The sequence below is a fragment of the Pseudomonas bharatica CSV86 genome (assembly GCF_000319305.2).
GTDB classification, from domain to species: Bacteria; Pseudomonadota; Gammaproteobacteria; order Pseudomonadales; family Pseudomonadaceae; genus Aquipseudomonas; species Aquipseudomonas bharatica.
The window spans coordinates 469,486-485,954 of the sequence record NZ_AMWJ02000004.1 but is presented as its reverse complement, the minus strand read 5'-3'; the positions used below and the strand labels follow the sequence as shown (position 1 = coordinate 485,954).

Here is a 16,469-nt window from a genome sequence, read left to right as displayed (position 1 = left end):
ATTCAGGGCTTCATGCCCGCGTGTTCAATAGGGATAAGGTCATACATCACTTGGCCTTCCGCGGCTTCTGGTTAGCCGTCATTTCGGTATACAGCTCGAACAGTTTTTCCAGACGCTCGGTATCATTCTTGAAGCGGCGACCGATATAGATGCGCTCCAACACTTCGTCGTTGCGCTCATGGGCTGCACGCAGATTGTCCGGCATGGTCTCTGGGTCGTAGAGATCAGCAATGGTGGCTGGAAAATGAGCTTCGCGGGCCAGAAGGATGTCTTCGGCGCTGCGAGTGAGGTCAGCCTTGTTTTTCTCGGTTAGAGTCGGAACAGGAAAAGTATTCCAAGCCAGCGTGTTCGTGAAACGATAATCCGTCCTCATTCTTGAGCAAACAGTTGCCACCCAGACTAACGCCATGCGCGAAGCAATAATAGACAACACCCAAATGCTATTTGAAACCATTCCAAAAGAAGAATTTGATATTGCAGTCCCCTCTTTAAGCAGCCCAACTGGCAGGTACTCTCTATTCTCCGAGCTGGTTACTGGCACACAAATTATCGGACTAGTTGGCAGTGGCTTTCTTTCATCAAATCTATGTGCCCAGGCCGCAGCCGCCACAGTGGATTTTTTGCTACTACTACGCCTAAACTCGGCGACCCTCTCAATACGTTCTGCAATTGAGCGAACAGCTTTTGCTTCAGATTCTTCGGCGTCATCAATCCAAAGGCAGAATCTAGACAGGCCACGAATTAACTCCATTGAGCCCACAAAAGGACGAACAAAGCGATCTCGCTGCTCTGGCGTGAGCTGCAATGCTTCTAGCTCCTGAGGCTCTAGTAGTAGATTGCCGCCATCTGTAGGAGAGTTTCCTCGGTCGAAATCCGGAAGGCCACATATTTGTGTTCTTCGAGCTTCAATTATGGTGACATCACCTGGCACCAGATATGGATTTATATTATCTACTCTACGGGCTACGGACGCCCCCTCACCTGTGTCGCTGTAGAGATATTTTGTTCTTTTTAGGCCTAAGCGACCTATCCCAACGATTACCACTGTCACGCCAGCATTATTATTCGCCAGATTATTCCACTTGAATGAAGTGTGCGCGAAATTTATCTCCGACCCCGAGCCAAATATGAGCGGCCACAGGATTGCAACTTGCTGCCCTTGGCATATTGAATTTGTTGCCACAAACGCTGAACAGCATTCGGTTGCCTTTGCATACTCTGCCGCTTTCATAAACCAGCCCGCAACATAGTCAAGCGGCTTCCAGTCCTTAGTCCTCATCTCAAAAACAAGTGCTAAATCTTTTTTATGCTCTATTTCTTGTCGCTTGCTGCCAAGATACGGAGGGTTCCCGCAAATGTAGGTCTCTCCCCCCTCGTTCTCGAAGTCGATCTCAGGTTGATCAAGAGGTGTTTGGAATAGGTCATCACCGACTAACTTCACACCAGTTCCAGTCGGCGGACAAACGCCAAGCCAGTCGAGACGGAGTGCATTTCCACAGGTAATCCAGTTCTGGTTGCTCAGTGGCAGAAACTCCAGAAGAGCCTCCTTCTGACCACGATAGAGCACATCGCACTGATACTCGGCAATGATCAGAGCCAAGCGTGCGATTTCGGCAGAAAAGTCCCTCAGCTCGATACCGCGAAAATTTGTCAGAGGAATATCGCTTTTGCGTCCAGGCTCCCCACGGCGCTCATTGAGGGTGTTTTCAATCTCACGCAGTTGCTTGTAGGCAATGACCAAGAAGTTGCCCGAGCCGCAGGCAGGATCGAAAACACGAATGCGTGCCAGGCGCTTGCGTAGATTGAGCAACATGCGAGGGTTATCGCCTGCCTCCTCCAGCTTGGCACGCAGTTCATCGAGAAACAGCGGGTTTAGCACCTTGAGGATATTGGGCACGCTGGTGTAGTGCATGCCCAAGGCGCCGCGCTCTTCGTCGTCGGCCACGGCCTGGATCATGGAGCCGAAGATATCTGGATTGATCTGCTTCCAATCCAGCGCGCCAATATGCAGCAGATAACTGCGGGCGATCTTGGAAAAGCGCGGCACGTCTGGCTCACCAGAGAACAGGCCACCGTTAACGTAGGGAAAAGCATCCGCCCAGCGCGGCAGATTGGCCGAAGCGCGCTGCGCAATCGGTGTGTTCATGGCGCGGAAGATCTCGCCCATAACCTCATGCAGATTGCTGGAATCGCGGTCACTCATCTGCGTGAGGGTATTCGTGAACAGGCCGGTGCCGTTGAAAATGTCGGTGTCTTCAGCGAAGAAGCAGAAGATCAGCCGCGCCATGAAATGGTTCATCTCATGGCGACGCTCAGCGGTGCCCCAAGCAGGGTTGTCCTTGAGCAGCTCCACATAAAGCCGGTTCAGCCGACTGGTCGCACGGATGTCAAAGGAGTTCTCGCGGATCTGCTTGACCGTGGAAATGCCTGCCAGCGGCAGGAAAAATCCGAAGTGGTCAGGGAACTGCGGGTAGTCGCAGGCTACCGTCTCGCCGCTTTCCAGCTCCGCGGCTTCCAGCGTCTCGCCATCGGTAGCGAGCACGTACTTAGCCTTGGCACGGGCCGTGGCAGGGCTGGCCTTGAGCGCCGCCAGGGTTTCGGTGACCTTGCCCGGCTCACACACCGCCAGATGGATATTGCTGGTTTGCAGCACACCGCCCAGATCAGACTTATTGGTTGCGCCCGAACGCAGGCGCTTGAGGGTGGTTTCCTTATTACCGAAAGCCTGCAGGAAGGCATAAGGGAACTCGACCCGGTCAAACGGCTGACTGGCCAGGTCGGTGATGGCTTGTTCGATTTCTACGGCGTTCATATAGGGCTGTTCCGATCACTGCTGCCAAGGCGGCAAAGGGGCCTCTAGGCCCACCATCCATGCAAAGTGCATGGATGATAAAGGAACGAGCATTGGCATGTGAAAAAGATCCAAGCCGGCGCCCCTAAGGAAACTCCGAACAAGTTGCTCATCAGTCGGAAATGGGCGGCTTAGGGATGCCGAAAAGCCCGCTTTTCAGTCGCTGATTATTGGATAACCAAGGCAAAGTTTCACGTGGCCCGCCAAGTCGGCCACCGTCATGCCATCGGCACCCGGCGCCCCCTTGTTGCTGACTACGCGTTGATACGCACGCCTGAGGTTGGCCGGTGCAAGCACCCGCTCCATCAGCGTGCCCGACTCCGCGCTCGTCCACGCCACTGACGCCATCGATACCTTTGCACTGTCAGGCATCATCCTCGGCTTCTGGCCGGGACTCAGGATGATAGTTTCCGCTGTGGGAAATTTCTGCATTACGGCTACCAACGAGACAGTGACGCCTACTGGCGGCATAACCTGTTCGGCCCTTGGTAGCGTGGTTAACCGCCACTTACTACGGCCTCGGCTGACTTCTGCACGCCCATCCCGTCGCCTCTCGACGCTCGGTAGCACAAAGGCAGGTGTGCAGATCTCCCAGGGTAATTCGCGTGACCTTCCTGCTTATGCCTGTCGGATTTACGTCACAGCGTTCCGTGCAAGTATTGGGCTTCGACGATTTGGGCCGCCTTACCCCGCTGTGCCGCCTCTATCCGCTTCCTGTTCGTCAGGCCAGCATTTTGCCTCGGGCTTCCTTCAGATTCGCAGTCACCCGCGACACCCTTGCCTCTGGCTAACACTTCCCTTGCCGGGTGTGTAGAGGACTTCCACCTCCAAGTCACCCGCCTGGTCACCACAACCAAGCGGGTTGCGCTGACGCGCAACGCGCCATGCCTGGCGCACCCAATGAAGCGCATTGAGGCCTGACTCAATGCGCCCAAACTAGACATGCAAGGCAGCGGCTATCAGAGCCTGCTTGCACCGAAACCATGCTGGCCATTCCCATAGACCTTAGTAGCGACCTTACAGAGGTAGCTGGCTCTGTAGAAAAAGTCAGCCTGGCTCTGTGGATCGTTACGAAGCAGGCAATAGGTTGGGTTGGCAGGTATCTCTACCAGCCCCCTAACGCCTTCCACTGGTAGCCCCAAAGCACTTGCCCAAGCCTGAGTAAGTCGGTTGAACATGTTGTCTCTCCCTGGCTCGAATTTGCCCAGAGAATTGAAGGCTTCGAAGTTCAGCAAAATAGCCATGTGATAGTGGGGCCTGCCATACAGCCCTACTTCCCGTGCCCATACAAATCGTACATTGCTGCCATGCGCATACCTGTTCTCTTGGCGTGCCATATACCGATTATGACGGATCTTCGCCTTGAGGGACTCGACAAAGCGCTCTACTACGTGATTCGAATAGACTTCCGGCAGATCTATTCCAGCAGGAAACCTCAAATCAACCCTAAAAGCAAAGACCCTCGAATATTGCTGAAGCGCATTTTCAATCGTGTTATGCAGCCTTTCCAGATACTGCTGAACAAACGGACCCTTATCACCCTGAATAGGCAGACCACAGTAGTCTGCCCCATGATGAATCTTCAGATTGTGATTTGCATGATGACGCTGCATTGCTAGATACCTCGCTGTTGATTACATAACCTTCTAACAGCGAGTAATTTTTAACAGACACCAATACACAAATTATCAACAAGCACTGTAAGTGCTTGCCATACACACAGTCACACCAGAACAAGACAAGTTAAAGCATACTACCAATACCGAGAACCGAAACACCAAAATACAGAACAAACAACACACACGTCATGGCATACACCGCAATAAGCCACAAAAATCTCACTCCGGGAAAATATCACCATGACCGGGCACGCCCGGTCATGGTGATAGCCAAATACCCTTAAACCAGCCTTGCCTTCACGCCATAGCGACTTCTTGCAAGTCTCGTTCTGACACTCTTTCCAGAATCCACTCAGCTACCTCACTCTCCAGCCAACCCACACTCCTCCCGCCCAAGGGAATTGGCTTCGGAAACCAGCTTTCAGAAACATACTTGTAAATAGTGGAGCGCCCGAGACCGGTCATCTCCATTACCTGCTGCAATCGAATTACTTTCATGATGAGCTCCTAATTTGACTCATCAGATCTGGCTTCCCCGTATTTATTTACATGCCGCCAGGTATCGACCCGGATAACAGACACCCCATTTCACAACCCCTGAACCGCCCCAACATTCCTCCGCCCTCGTCTTTCTCCGCCGCACCCAGAAACAAAAGCTCCAGCAGACTGCGCCCGTCTAACGACTGACTGGACAAGCTCGCTGCGCAGCCTGCCGTCACGCGCTGCCTGGAGTCAGTCTCTTAGCCCCCGACAATCTGATGCTTTTTTCGGTGCGAAAAGCCATTCAGGGCTAGATCCCCCCTGTAGATCCTGATGTACACTGAGATGAAGCTTTAAAAATACACTAGAGAACAAGTAGAAAACCTCATGAAGACGGCATGAATCCCTCACAAAAACCACTATTTTTCTACTAGAGATTATCCTTTCAGAAAGAACCATCCCATGACCAATGCAATCAATGACAGGCTTCAGAAGACGCTCAACGGACTCAATGTCGATAGCAGACTAGGCAACTGGCTATGGCACTTTCTAAAAGGACAAGCCCCACATGCCAACCTGGGTGAACTCGGCAGCCCCGGCATGCGAGACCGCATAGCAGACCTCATCCAAAACACCCCAACAGGCGCAGAATTTGTTGAGGCACAAAGCGCCATGTCCCTGCTGCCCGAGAAAGATCTAGAGTGGATAACAAATAACAAGAGACAGAACTTATTCGTAGCCAGAAAATTAATTGAGAAAAACGGGAACTATCCAATAATTGGAACAACCACCCTGTCAGGCAGACCACTAACCATTACAACAATTGACATATGGACAGTTGAAATAAGCAAAAAACTATGGCTGGTAAATCAGATAAAGTTTGAATGGGAGCAACATTCAAGCTCAGATCACATATTCAAATGGCTAGATGGCGCCGACGCCACACAAAAACTAGAAACAGCCTGGGAAATAACAAAAAGCAAGCACCCCATGCTGACATTCCAGCAAAGCATTCCAAAGGAAAAAGATGACTTTATAACTCTACTCGACTCTCAATTCATTTCCAAACACGAAAAAATATTGCTAATGGACTCCATCAAAAAACGGTGGAGCCAAAACAAATACAGAGCCAAATTAACAGGCAAGAAGCAGTACAACTTCATCCTATCCGACAAAGCAATTAATCGCCTTGATAAGTTAGCCGACAAACACGACTTAAAAAGAACCGAAGTGCTGGAGATACTGCTCCAGATGGAAGAAGAAAAAGGAACTTACATTCAAGAAAAGAAAAGCATCACAAAAGGAATAACTTAGCCCATCTCAACTCAATCGAACCAAGCAGGTGATCAGCCATAAGAAAATAAAGGGTATACGGATTTAATGGTTGATGGGGCACCTTCACCCCATCAATCTGATACCACCCTCAGATGGTTGATAGATCGACTCCGTAGTTGAGTTCCTCTGCGAAGTCCGGCAGTCCGTAACCGATGGTTTTCTTGTAGAAAGGAGAGACCTTCGCAGTCGGTGCCTTCTTCTTGTGCTTCGTGGTGTAGAGCATTCGTGCCCGCATCACCTCGAAGGAGTAACCGCGCCCTTCACGGTTCTTGTCCTTGGCCAGTCGGTTGATGGACTCCGTGTAAGCGTTGGTGACGGGCATGTCCGTCTCGAAGTAGGTCATGGTCTCTTCGCGCCAGTTTCCCACTGCCCTGACCAGATCGCTCCAGACTTCCTTTTGGCCCTTCGGGATGGTGGCTATCCACTCGTCCAGGGCGGCTTCTGCCTGGAGCCGTGTGGTGGCGTCCCAGATGCCGTAGAAGCGCTCCTTGTGCTCGTAGGCGGCCAGCAGTTGCGGGAACGCGCCTGTCCAGGTCTCCATGATGAGGCGCTCCCGGTCTGAGACTTCGTGAGCGCGTTTCAGCAGGATTTTCCGGTCTCCCTTGAGAGTCCGGCTCTGGGACGGTTTCAGCTCCTTTCTGAGGCCCTTGCGCACTCTCTCTAGGGCATCGTTGGCCATGCGCACCACATGGAACTTATCGACCACGATACGGGCCTGGGGCAGCACAGCCTTGACCGCTGCCCGGTAGGGGTTCCACATGTCCATGCTGACGATCTCGACCTTCTGCCGGTCTTTCAGCTTCATCAGGTAGTTGGTCACCACGTCCTGGCGGCGGGTGGCCAGCAGGTCGAGCAGGGTTCGCTCCTCAATGTTGGTCAGAATGCAGCGGTAGCGCTTGTTCAGGTATAGCTCGTCAATGCCCAGGATGCGGGGCGTCTCGAAGCGGTGCCAGCGCCCCAGGAACTCGGCGCGGGCGTTGAAGATGTCGCGCACCGTCTTCTCGTCCAGGCCGGTCTGTGCCGCCACAAAGGTGTAGGGGTGGTTGAAGGATTCCTTCTCCACGTACTCATGCAGCCGCAGTGTCATACGGAATCCGTCCACCATCTCCGGTAGCTGGGGCCTGAATGTTGTCTTGCAGGCCCGGCAGGTGTATCGGCGGCGGACCACCCAGAGAGTGACCCGCTTGCCGTGGATGGGCAGATCACGATAGGGAACGTCACGCTTGCCGAACCGTACGAACTCACCCTGCACGCCGCATTCCTCGCAGGCGATGGGATCGGGCACGTCCACCTGGAAGTGCATTTCGTCGTCGGTTGATTTGCAGCCCAGTACTTGGTATTGCGGCAGGTGAAGGATGTTGTCGGGAAGTTCGGTCATGGTGTTGTATAGGCGTAGGTGTCAGTCAGATCCATCCGACTCGGCATTGGTGTTTGCTTTTTTACCCAACAAGCTGCTGGAAACGAAAAGTAAGGCACCGAGGACAATTGCAATATCAGCCAGGTTGAAGGCCGGCCAATGCCAGTCTCGCCAATAGAAATCAAAGGAATCCACAACATAGCCGCGAAAGACCCGGTCAATCAGGTTGCCCATGGCGCCACCGAGGATAAGACTGTAAGCGATGGCTTCTCCTTTATGACGATTTTCAAGGATCAGCTTGATCAGAAAAATCGAGACCACTACCGCGATTCCGATAAAAAAGTAGCGCTGCCAGCCTCCACCATTCGCAAAAAGACTGAATGCGGCACCGGTGTTCCATAGGTGCACCCAGTTAAAGAACGGGGTCACCGAAACATACTCGCCATAGGCCATTGATTGCTGCACCAGCCACTTTACAGCCTGATCAGACGCTGCCAGCAGGCCCGATATGGACAATAGGGCATACGGCGAGAGCTTTTTGCCAATAATGAGCATTATTTAACCCTTCAACGCCAAAATGCGTCTGGCACCGTTAAGTACAATGCCCCCCGCGATGGTGCCGATAATCAGATCCGGATAATTGGAACCGGTCCACGCGACCAGGGCGCCGGCGGTGATGACCCCCAGGTTGATCACCACGTCGTTGGCCGAGAATATCCAGCTTGCCTTCATGTGCGCCCCGCCTTCCCGATGTTTGGATATGAGCAGCAGACAACTGGTATTGGCAATCAATGCGACGAATGCGATAGCCATCATCACCAGCGATTCAGGCTCACTACCGAATACAAAGCGTCTCACCACCTCTACGAGCACGCCCACAGCCAAGATCAGTTGCAGTACACCAGCAAGATGCGCGGCACGTACCTGCATTTTCACGCTATGTCCAACCGCATAAAGGGCAAGCCCGTACACCGCCGCATCGGCAAAATTGTCCAGGGATTCTCCAATCAGGCCGGTGGACCGGGCGATCAGACCGGCAGTCATTTCCACCACGAACAGAAGTGCATTGATGCCGAGCAACCAGCGCAGGGTCCCGGATTCTTGCTTAGCAGAAGCTGCCGAAAACTCGGCGGCCTTGATGGTCTCCGGATTTGCAGCGACGGTTTCCTGAAGCGAGGCGCCTAGCCCCAAGGTCTTCAGTTTCGAGGTGACGGGCTCGACCTCGCCGTCATGCACGACCTTCAGCCGGCGGTTCGACAAGTCGAAGGACAGCGCCCGAATCTCCTCAAAGCCGTTCAGGGCTAGGCGAATCATTCGTTCTTCTGATGGACAGTCCATCTTCGGCACGGCATAAACACTGACCCATCTCCCTGGCGCCTCGGAGGAGGCCTGTATATCGGTATCCGCTGCGGACGTTGCATCACCGCCACAGGCGCCACCACAGGATTTGCTCATGATACGACTCCACTTGAACAATGTTGTGGTACCATTTAAAACTATAAAGCTACTATAAGGTCAATAGAGTAAAGAATCCGTTGGGGAGGAGGCTGATGCGCATTGGTCAGTTGGCGCAGTTGGTAGGGGTCGAAACACAGACGATCCGCTTCTATGAACAGCAGGGCTTGTTGCCGCCGCCTGATCGGCAGGACAACGGTTACCGTGTCTATACCGAGAAGCATGGTGAGGGGCTGGCCTTCATCCGTCGCTGCAGAATCCTGGGCCTGTCACTGGCTGAGATTCACGAACTACAGAGCTATGAGGACGACCCTCATCAGCCTTGTACCGCCGTCAACGCCTTGCTCGATGATCACATCTCTCATGTGCGGTCGCAGATAACCGCTCTGCAAGCGCTTGAGAAACAACTCGTTTCACTGAGAGCGAGTTGCAACGATGACCGGGAAGTTGAGGCGTGTGGGGTTCTTGCTGGAATTAGCGAAGGAAACATGCACCAGCAGTAGGTGAAGCATCAACCAGATAATCCGATGAGATGCCGGTCTGTCTCACTCTCATGCAAAGGTAAGATCAACCATTTAATCCGCTTACCCAAAATAAAAACCCAATTAGATCGCATCCAGAAATCAGAAATCAAGGAAGAGTCTTGGCAATATTTGCGTCAATATCATCAGCCCAAGCCTGCATCATCTGGCGCCGCTCTTCCAGATATTCCGCTTGGTTGTAGCTTGCGCGCACTTTGTTTCTCTCGGCATGCGCCAACTGACGCTCGATAACATCTGAGCGGTAGCCCATTTCGTTCAGCATTGTCGAAGCTGTTGCGCGAAATCCATGAGCCGAAAAACCGATACTGTCTTTACCATTGAACCCCATGCGCTCAAGCGCTCGATTCAATGTCGTTGCTGTCATACATTCGTTCGGTTTTCGATAGTTTGGAAAAAGGGGTATCCGGAATTTCTGGTTGATAAAATGCCAAAGATGTAAAGAAGAAAATCTTTCTCAGCGGATTATCTGATTGATCCTCTTCAGCCTACTCTACTGCCAATTTTCTGTTTCCACCTTCGCCTGAGTCTTCATAGCGATGCTGACTAGGGAGGACAGCGAGAGCTGGGCAAGCGTCAAAGCGGTTCTGGTTCATGCGCAATCCGGACACCTGCACAACATTCCTCTTGTAAGAAACCGATCAAATTCTCTAGGTGCCCATACTCGGGTATACAGACAATCGTGCGGCTATGTTTCTCCTGCCGGATCAGCCCTACCTTGGCCATGCGCGCAAGGTGATGTGATAGCGTCGAAGCAGGAATACCCAGCCCCTTCTGGATATCTCCGACCGAAGCCCCATCATGGCCAGCTTTGACCAGAAAGCGGAACACGGACAGTCGGTGACTATTCCCTAGCTCAGCTAAGCTGGCTGCAACCTTTTCGTGATCCATAGCACGCCCCAATAATTCGATGTTTCTAGAATTATAGTTGACAGGTCGGATAAACGCAAGTAGGCTGCGTACATCATTTCGACAATACTAGAAATATAGGAGTAATATTGAATGTCATCTCAACTCCAAGACGCTCTAGGCATGTTCGCCTTTCTCGCTATCGAGCTATCGGTTTTATTCATTGGCATTAGCTTGCTGGTCGGAGTTCTTCAACGTCACATCCCACCATCCAAGGTGGAAGCGTTACTGACTTCCAGTGGGAAGCGAGGCTATTTTCTTGCTGCTGGTTTAGGAGCTATAACGCCCTTCTGTAGTTGCTCGACTATCCCCATGTTGAAAGGGTTGATTCGGGCACGGGCCGGTTTTGGGCCGATGATGGTGTTTCTTTTCTCATCTCCGTTGCTGAATCCTATCGTCGTCGGCCTGCTGGTTGCCACGTTTGGATGGACACTTACTGCTATCTATGTGCTCGCCGCTTTGGTGGTCGCGGTAGGTGCCGGATGGCTGCTTCACACGCTTGGCTTCGAGCGTTATGTGCGCCGGACGGCGACACAAGAGAGCAGTGGATGTAGTTCATCAGCAAGCCCGTGCAGTGCTACATCGACCGCATCGAGTTGCGGCACCAACAGCTGCGACACCACTCCGAAGACGGCTTCTTGCGGGGCTGATAGGAAGACAACAGTCTCTACGTCTAGCGAATGCTGTGACAGTCAACCCACTGTCACGGTTAAGAAAGAAGGGAAGTACAGTGGTGTGTGGCGGGAAGCTTGGTCGGACTTTATCGATGTGTTGCCTTACCTGCTCATCGGTATTGCGATTGGCAGCGTGATCTATGGTTTCATGCCCACTGACTTATTGGAGCAGTATGCAGGCCCAGATAATCCCTTTGCCATTCCAGTTGCCGCTGTCATCGGCGTGCCGTTGTATATTCGCGCTGAAGCCGTCATACCTCTGGCAGCGGCTCTGATGGCCAAAGGCGTGGGTGCCGGGACGGTGCTAGCGTTGATCATCGGCAGTGCCGGAGCCAGCCTGACTGAGCTCATTCTGTTGCGCTCTTTGTTCACGCTGAAGCTTTTAGCGGCGTTTTTAGCAGTCATTTTTGCTATGGCGATGATTGCCGGTTACGCCACCTACCTGTTTTTCTGATCAAGGCGGGAGATGATTAATTCGTTAAGCCTTCCTGGGTACCAGTTGGTGGATTCTGATGAGCAGAATGAAGACATACATTTTCGGCTTGAAGCACCTACACCAGTAGCCTGCGAGGGGTGCGGCGTGCAGGGTGAGTTCGTGCGGTTCGGCAAGCGTGACGTTCCCTATCGTGATCTGCCCATCCACGGCAAGCGGGTCACTCTCTGGGTGGTCCGCCGCCGATACACCTGCCGGGCCTGCAAGACAACATTCAGGCCCCAGCTACCGGAGATGGTGGACGGATTCCGTATGACACTGCGGCTGCATGAGTACGTGGAGAAGGAATCCTTCAACCACCCCTACACCTTTGTGGCGGCACAGACCGGCCTGGACGAGAAGACGGTGCGCGACATCTTCAACGCCCGCGCCGAGTTCCTGGGGCGCTGGCACCGCTTCGAGACGCCCCGCATCCTGGGCATTGACGAGCTATACCTGAACAAGCGCTACCGCTGCATTCTGACCAACATTGAGGAGCGAACCCTGCTCGACCTGCTGGCCACCCGCCGCCAGGACGTGGTGACCAACTACCTGATGAAGCTGAAAGACCGGCAGAAGGTCGAGATCGTCAGCATGGACATGTGGAACCCCTACCGGGCAGCGGTCAAGGCTGTGCTGCCCCAGGCCCGTATCGTGGTCGATAAGTTCCATGTGGTGCGCATGGCCAACGATGCCCTAGAGAGAGTGCGCAAGGGCCTCAGAAAGGAGCTGAAACCGTCCCAGAGCCGGACTCTCAAGGGAGACCGGAAAATCCTGCTGAAACGCGCTCACGAAGTCTCAGACCGGGAGCGCCTCATCATGGAGACCTGGACAGGCGCGTTCCCGCAACTGCTGGCCGCCTACGAGCACAAGGAGCGCTTCTACGGCATCTGGGACGCCACCACACGGCTCCAGGCAGAAGCCGCCCTGGACGAGTGGATAGCCACCATCCCGAAGGGCCAAAAGGAAGTCTGGAGCGATCTGGTCAGGGCAGTGGGAAACTGGCGCGAAGAGACCATGACCTACTTCGAGACGGACATGCCCGTCACCAACGCTTACACGGAGTCCATCAACCGACTGGCCAAGGACAAGAACCGTGAAGGGCGCGGTTACTCCTTCGAGGTGATGCGGGCACGAATGCTCTACACCACGAAGCACAAGAAGAAGGCACCGACTGCGAAGGTCTCTCCTTTCTACAAGAAAACCATCGGTTACGGACTGCCGGACTTCGCAGAGGAACTCAACTACGGAGTCGATCTATCAACCATCTGATAATGGTATCAGGTTGGTGGGGTAAAGGTGCCCCATCAACCATTAAATCCGTATACCCGGAAAAAGCAGCCGACGACCACCAGTATGGGCATGCAGTTCACGCAACAGATCCACGGCCTGCCTGGATAACGGAACGATGTGCGGCTCTCGCATCTTCATGCGCTCTGCAGGAATACGCCACTCTGCCCGATCCAGATCGAATTCACTCCACTCCGCCTTGCGGAGCTCTACGGTGCGAACAAATGTGAACAGCATCAGACGCAGTGCGATCACCGTAGTCCTGTAGCCGCCGTATTGTTCCAATGCTCTGAAGAACTCAACTACCTGCTCACGACTGAGCGGCTTGTGATGCTGCACCCTGGGCCGGTGGATAGCGCCTTTCAGGGCTGCCGCCGGATCGGCGTCGGCGCGCAATGTCGCGACGGCGTACCGAAAGATTGCCGACGACCACTGCCTTACGAGCAGAGCCACCGTTGCAGCGCCTCGGGCTTCAATCCGACCGAGAATGTCCAACAGATGCGCGGCAGATACATTGCGTATCGGCAGCCTCCCCACGAAGGGGAAGACGTCGGCCGCCATGGACCTCTCAACCTGCCGCAAGTAGTACGGAGTCCAACTGGGAGCTTTCTTCTTGATCCACTCGCGGGCAACTGCCTCGAATGTGTTCGCATTGGCAGCGCTGCTAGCCAGTCGCTCAGCCTGCCGGTTATGCGATGGATGGATGCCTTGACGAATCAGAGGCTTGGCCTTTTCCCGCGCATCACGCGCATCCGCCAAGCCGATCTGCGGATAAGCACCGATAGCAAAAACGTTTTCCTTACCGCCTATGCGATAGCGCAAACGCCATAGCTTGGTACCGGTCGGCCGAACCTCCAAGTACAGCCCACCACCATCGGTGAGCTTGAGGGGTTTATCGCCAGCCTTAGTGTTGCGGATTTTGGCATCGGTTAGAGGCATGGTGCGGGTATCCGTACATTGATACCCGCAACGATACCCGTATTATCCATAGATGCCAACGGACGCCATGGACACCAACGAACGTGAAAGCCTTTAAAATAGAGGGACTGGGAGGGAGGCGTAGACGCCAACGGACACCAAAAGAAGCCGATGCCGCTTATCGATCATCAGTAACATCTGGGCTCAACCTCTTGAATACTGACTTTGAAAGGTCGCCTTCCCGACTGCCGACATGCAGTGCCACCCGCCCCAGTCATTTCCAACTGTTGCGAAGCTGTGTGGAATCATTTCAGAAAGGCAAAACGTAACGGGCCGGAAAACCGGCAGGAGATAAAGTCAGGCGCGCCAACGCCAGCGGGCGTGGGCCTTGATAACGCGCATCAAGAGTTTGCTGACGATCAACACGGGGTAGGTCTCGTTCATACGTTGCCGCACAGTAGCTTACGGAAACAATGCGCGCAATATCGAGGGGGCACGAAGCCAGGGATTTGCTACCGTGTTCGGGCGCAATGCCCAAAAACAACGACAAAAGGACTCTTGCGATGAGAAAACGCCGTTATCTGCGTCAATCCGCCGCGTGCTTGCTCGCCTTGGCCTGTGCCAATGCCATGGCCACTCCCTCACCCTACTCGACGATGATCGTCTTCGGCGACAGCCTCGCCGACGCCGGCCAGTTCCCCGACCCCGATGGTGCGCCCGGCACCAGCCAGCGCTACACCAACCGCAACCCGGACGGCACTTTCGCCCCGGTGTCGTCGATGCTTCTCGGCGGCTACCTGGGCATCGCCCCGGGCGACCTGAATGCCTCCACTTCACCGGTCAACGCCGCCCTGGGCATCCCGGATGGCAACAACTGGGCGACCGGCGGCTATCGAACCGACCAGATCTTCGAATCCATCACCGGCGAATCCCTGGTGGTCATTCCCCCGGGCAACCCTGGCGAAGGCACGGTGCTGCGCCAGCGCCCGGGCTACCTGGCCGGCGGACGCCTGGCCGATCCCAATGCGCTGTATTACCTCACCGGCGGCGGCAACGACTTCCTCCAGGGGTTGGTGACTTCGCCTGCCGCCGCCGCAACATCGGCCACCCAACTGGCGGCAAGCGCGCAGGCGCTGCAACAGGCGGGGGCGCGCTACATCATGGTCTGGCTGCTGCCCGACCTCGGCTTGACGCCGGCGCTGAACGGCACACCGCTGCAAGGCGCCAGTTCGCAGCTCAGTGCCTTGTTCAACCAGGCCCTGGTCAGCCAGTTGGCACGGATCGATGCCCAGATCATTCCGCTGAACATCCCTCTGCTGTTCCAGGAAGCCATCGCCTCGCCAAGCCTGTTCGGCCTCGCCAGCGACCAGAACCTGCTGCAAACCTGCTACAGCGGCAACGGCTGCACGCAGAATCCGGTATATGGCGCCAACGGCAGCAACCAGGACGCCAGCAAGCTGCTGTTCAACGACTCGGTGCACCCGACCATCGCCGGCCAGCGGATGATCGCCGACTACGGCTATTCGATCCTGTCCGCCCCTTGGGAACTGACGCTGCTGCCGGAAATGGCCCACGGCACCTTGCGCGCGCATCAGGATGAGCTGCGCAACCAATGGCAAGCCGACTGGCAGGCGGTCGGACAATGGCAGGCGATCGTCGCTGCCGGCGGGCAAAAGCTGGATATCGACAGCCAGCGCAGCTCGGCCAGCGCCGACGGCCACGGCTACAACCTCACTGTCGGCGGCAGCTACCGTCTCGACCAGGACTGGCGCATCGGTATCGCCGGCGGCGTCTATAGGCAGAAGCTGGAAGCGGGAGCACGGGACTCCGACTATCGCCTGAACAGCTACCTCGCCACCGTCTTCGCCCAGTTCAACCACGACCGCTGGTGGGCCGATGCCGCGCTGACCGGCGGGCGCCTGGACTACGACGACCTGCAACGCACCTTCGCCCTCGGGCCCAATGACCGCAGCGAGAAAGGCGATACCGATGGCAATGTACTCGCCGTCTCCGCCCGCCTCGGCTTCGATCTGGCGGCGCCGGGCAGCGACTGGAGCCTGTCGCCATTCGTCAGCGCCGATTACGCGCGAATCGAGGTGGATGGCTATAGCGAGAAAGGCATGCGGGCCACGGCGCTGACCTTCGATGACCAGAAACGTGATTCACGGCGGCTGGGTGCCGGGCTGCAGGGCAAGTACCGGGTGGCGCCGGCGACCCTGCTGTTCGGCGAAGTTGCCCACGAGCATGAGTTCGAGGATGACACGCAGGACCTGACCACGCACCTGAACAGCCTGCCGGCGAATGACTTCACCCTGACCGGGTATACGCCGCAAAGCAATCTGAACCGGGTGAGCCTGGGCCTGAGCCAGACGGTGGCGCCGGGAGTGGCGCTGCGCGGAAGCTACAACTGGCGCAAGAGTGACGAGTTGACCCAGCAAGGGGTCAATCTGGCCTTGAGTCTGGAGTTCTAAGCGCAAGAGGCCATGTTGTTACTGATGGCCTCATCGCTGGCAAGCCAGCTCCCACAGGTACACTGTGGGAGCTGGCTTGCCAGCGATGAGGGCCAACAC

At 55.0% G+C, this 16,469-nt stretch carries 14 protein-coding genes and 1 pseudogene; 5 read left to right on the top strand and 10 right to left on the bottom strand.

Annotated elements, in window-relative coordinates; genetic code table 11:
* Positions 1 to 46: 46 nt before the first annotated feature.
* From CSV86_RS28695 to CSV86_RS28680, 4 genes and pseudogenes are all read right to left on the bottom strand, one after another.
* Positions 47 to 2,812 carry a class I SAM-dependent DNA methyltransferase gene (locus CSV86_RS28695; protein ID WP_009408476.1) on the bottom strand — a complete coding sequence of 922 codons (2,766 nt, stop codon included), beginning with the start codon at positions 2,810 to 2,812 and terminating at the stop codon, positions 47 to 49.
* 228 nt (positions 2,813 to 3,040) lie between these two features.
* Positions 3,041 to 3,322 (bottom strand): annotated as a pseudogene (locus tag CSV86_RS28690) (group II intron reverse transcriptase/maturase); the annotation flags it as partial.
* 488 nt (positions 3,323 to 3,810) lie between these two features.
* On the bottom strand, positions 3,811 to 4,464 hold the full coding sequence (locus tag CSV86_RS28685) for an inovirus Gp2 family protein (protein WP_023663491.1): 654 nt from the start codon (positions 4,462 to 4,464) through the stop codon (positions 3,811 to 3,813).
* Positions 4,465 to 4,767: 303 nt separating this feature from the next.
* Positions 4,768 to 4,968: a helix-turn-helix transcriptional regulator gene (locus CSV86_RS28680; RefSeq protein WP_009408457.1), complete on the bottom strand. Its 201-nt coding sequence runs from the start codon at positions 4,966 to 4,968 to the stop codon at positions 4,768 to 4,770.
* Positions 4,969 to 5,412: 444 nt separating this feature from the next.
* Here CSV86_RS28680 and CSV86_RS28675 point away from each other — a divergent pair, with 444 nt between their 5' ends.
* Positions 5,413 to 6,264 (top strand): hypothetical protein, encoded by an 852-nt coding sequence (locus tag CSV86_RS28675; protein WP_009408455.1) that lies wholly within the window; start codon positions 5,413 to 5,415, stop codon positions 6,262 to 6,264.
* A gap of 109 nt (positions 6,265 to 6,373) precedes the next feature.
* On the opposite strand, the gene CSV86_RS28670 is transcribed toward CSV86_RS28675, so the two are convergent.
* From CSV86_RS28670 to CSV86_RS28660, 3 genes are read right to left on the bottom strand one after another with little or no spacing between them, the layout of a single operon-like run.
* Positions 6,374 to 7,663 carry an ISL3-like element ISPpu12 family transposase gene (locus tag CSV86_RS28670; protein ID WP_004574636.1) on the bottom strand — a complete coding sequence of 430 codons (1,290 nt, stop codon included), beginning with the start codon at positions 7,661 to 7,663 and terminating at the stop codon, positions 6,374 to 6,376.
* Between the two features lie 21 nt (positions 7,664 to 7,684).
* Positions 7,685 to 8,197, bottom strand: a complete 513-nt coding sequence (gene lspA / locus CSV86_RS28665) for a signal peptidase II (RefSeq protein WP_003821921.1) — start codon at positions 8,195 to 8,197, stop codon at positions 7,685 to 7,687.
* 3 nt (positions 8,198 to 8,200) lie between these two features.
* Entirely contained in the window at positions 8,201 to 9,097 is an 897-nt protein-coding gene (locus CSV86_RS28660) for a cation efflux transmembrane domain-containing protein (RefSeq protein WP_004364974.1), read from the bottom strand.
* Between the two features lie 95 nt (positions 9,098 to 9,192).
* On the opposite strand from CSV86_RS28660, the gene cadR reads away from it, so the two are divergent.
* Entirely contained in the window at positions 9,193 to 9,600 is a 408-nt protein-coding gene (gene cadR / locus CSV86_RS28655; RefSeq protein ID WP_009403731.1) for a Cd(II)/Pb(II)-responsive transcriptional regulator, read from the top strand.
* Positions 9,601 to 9,727: 127 nt separating this feature from the next.
* Here the strand turns inward: cadR and CSV86_RS28650 are convergent, their stop codons facing one another.
* Both CSV86_RS28650 and CSV86_RS28645 read right to left on the bottom strand, forming a co-directional pair.
* Positions 9,728 to 10,042, bottom strand: coding sequence for a tyrosine-type recombinase/integrase (locus tag CSV86_RS28650; RefSeq protein ID WP_311985892.1), 315 nt, complete (start codon positions 10,040 to 10,042; stop codon positions 9,728 to 9,730).
* A gap of 170 nt (positions 10,043 to 10,212) precedes the next feature.
* The gene (locus tag CSV86_RS28645; RefSeq protein ID WP_000349485.1) at positions 10,213 to 10,527 is read right to left on the bottom strand and encodes an ArsR/SmtB family transcription factor; all 315 of its coding nucleotides are present in this window, start codon (positions 10,525 to 10,527) and stop codon (positions 10,213 to 10,215) included.
* Positions 10,528 to 10,668: 141 nt separating this feature from the next.
* Here CSV86_RS28645 and CSV86_RS28640 point away from each other — a divergent pair, with 141 nt between their 5' ends.
* Both CSV86_RS28640 and CSV86_RS28635 read left to right on the top strand, forming a co-directional pair.
* On the top strand, positions 10,669 to 11,673 hold the full coding sequence (locus CSV86_RS28640; RefSeq protein WP_040363373.1) for a permease: 1,005 nt from the start codon (positions 10,669 to 10,671) through the stop codon (positions 11,671 to 11,673).
* Positions 11,674 to 11,685: 12 nt separating this feature from the next.
* On the top strand, positions 11,686 to 12,963 hold the full coding sequence (locus tag CSV86_RS28635; RefSeq protein WP_000610830.1) for an ISL3 family transposase: 1,278 nt from the start codon (positions 11,686 to 11,688) through the stop codon (positions 12,961 to 12,963).
* A gap of 42 nt (positions 12,964 to 13,005) precedes the next feature.
* Here the strand turns inward: CSV86_RS28635 and CSV86_RS28630 are convergent, their stop codons facing one another.
* Positions 13,006 to 13,920: a tyrosine-type recombinase/integrase gene (locus tag CSV86_RS28630; RefSeq protein WP_240160625.1), complete on the bottom strand. Its 915-nt coding sequence runs from the start codon at positions 13,918 to 13,920 to the stop codon at positions 13,006 to 13,008.
* Between the two features lie 542 nt (positions 13,921 to 14,462).
* On the opposite strand from CSV86_RS28630, the gene estP reads away from it, so the two are divergent.
* Complete coding sequence (estP, locus tag CSV86_RS28625; RefSeq protein WP_037061645.1) at positions 14,463 to 16,370, top strand: esterase EstP; 1,908 nt, start codon at positions 14,463 to 14,465, stop codon at positions 16,368 to 16,370.
* Positions 16,371 to 16,469: the final 99 nt, after the last annotated feature.

What these genes read in the sequence shown, in the direction of transcription:
- CSV86_RS28695 (WP_009408476.1), bottom strand. Translation starts at nt 2,812, where the DNA reads ATGAACGCCGTAGAAATCGAACAAGCCATCACCGACCTGGCCAGTCAG.
- CSV86_RS28685 (WP_023663491.1), bottom strand. Translation starts at nt 4,464, where the DNA reads ATGCAGCGTCATCATGCAAATCACAATCTGAAGATTCATCATGGGGCA.
- CSV86_RS28680 (WP_009408457.1), bottom strand. Translation starts at nt 4,968, where the DNA reads ATGAAAGTAATTCGATTGCAGCAGGTAATGGAGATGACCGGTCTCGGG.
- CSV86_RS28675 (WP_009408455.1), top strand. Translation starts at nt 5,413, where the DNA reads ATGACCAATGCAATCAATGACAGGCTTCAGAAGACGCTCAACGGACTC.
- CSV86_RS28670 (WP_004574636.1), bottom strand. Translation starts at nt 7,663, where the DNA reads ATGACCGAACTTCCCGACAACATCCTTCACCTGCCGCAATACCAAGTA.
- lspA (WP_003821921.1), bottom strand. Translation starts at nt 8,197, where the DNA reads ATGCTCATTATTGGCAAAAAGCTCTCGCCGTATGCCCTATTGTCCATA.
- CSV86_RS28660 (WP_004364974.1), bottom strand. Translation starts at nt 9,097, where the DNA reads ATGAGCAAATCCTGTGGTGGCGCCTGTGGCGGTGATGCAACGTCCGCA.
- cadR (WP_009403731.1), top strand. Translation starts at nt 9,193, where the DNA reads ATGCGCATTGGTCAGTTGGCGCAGTTGGTAGGGGTCGAAACACAGACG.
- CSV86_RS28645 (WP_000349485.1), bottom strand. Translation starts at nt 10,527, where the DNA reads ATGGATCACGAAAAGGTTGCAGCCAGCTTAGCTGAGCTAGGGAATAGT.
- CSV86_RS28640 (WP_040363373.1), top strand. Translation starts at nt 10,669, where the DNA reads ATGTTCGCCTTTCTCGCTATCGAGCTATCGGTTTTATTCATTGGCATT.
- CSV86_RS28635 (WP_000610830.1), top strand. Translation starts at nt 11,686, where the DNA reads ATGATTAATTCGTTAAGCCTTCCTGGGTACCAGTTGGTGGATTCTGAT.
- CSV86_RS28630 (WP_240160625.1), bottom strand. Translation starts at nt 13,920, where the DNA reads ATGCCTCTAACCGATGCCAAAATCCGCAACACTAAGGCTGGCGATAAA.
- estP (WP_037061645.1), top strand. Translation starts at nt 14,463, where the DNA reads ATGAGAAAACGCCGTTATCTGCGTCAATCCGCCGCGTGCTTGCTCGCC.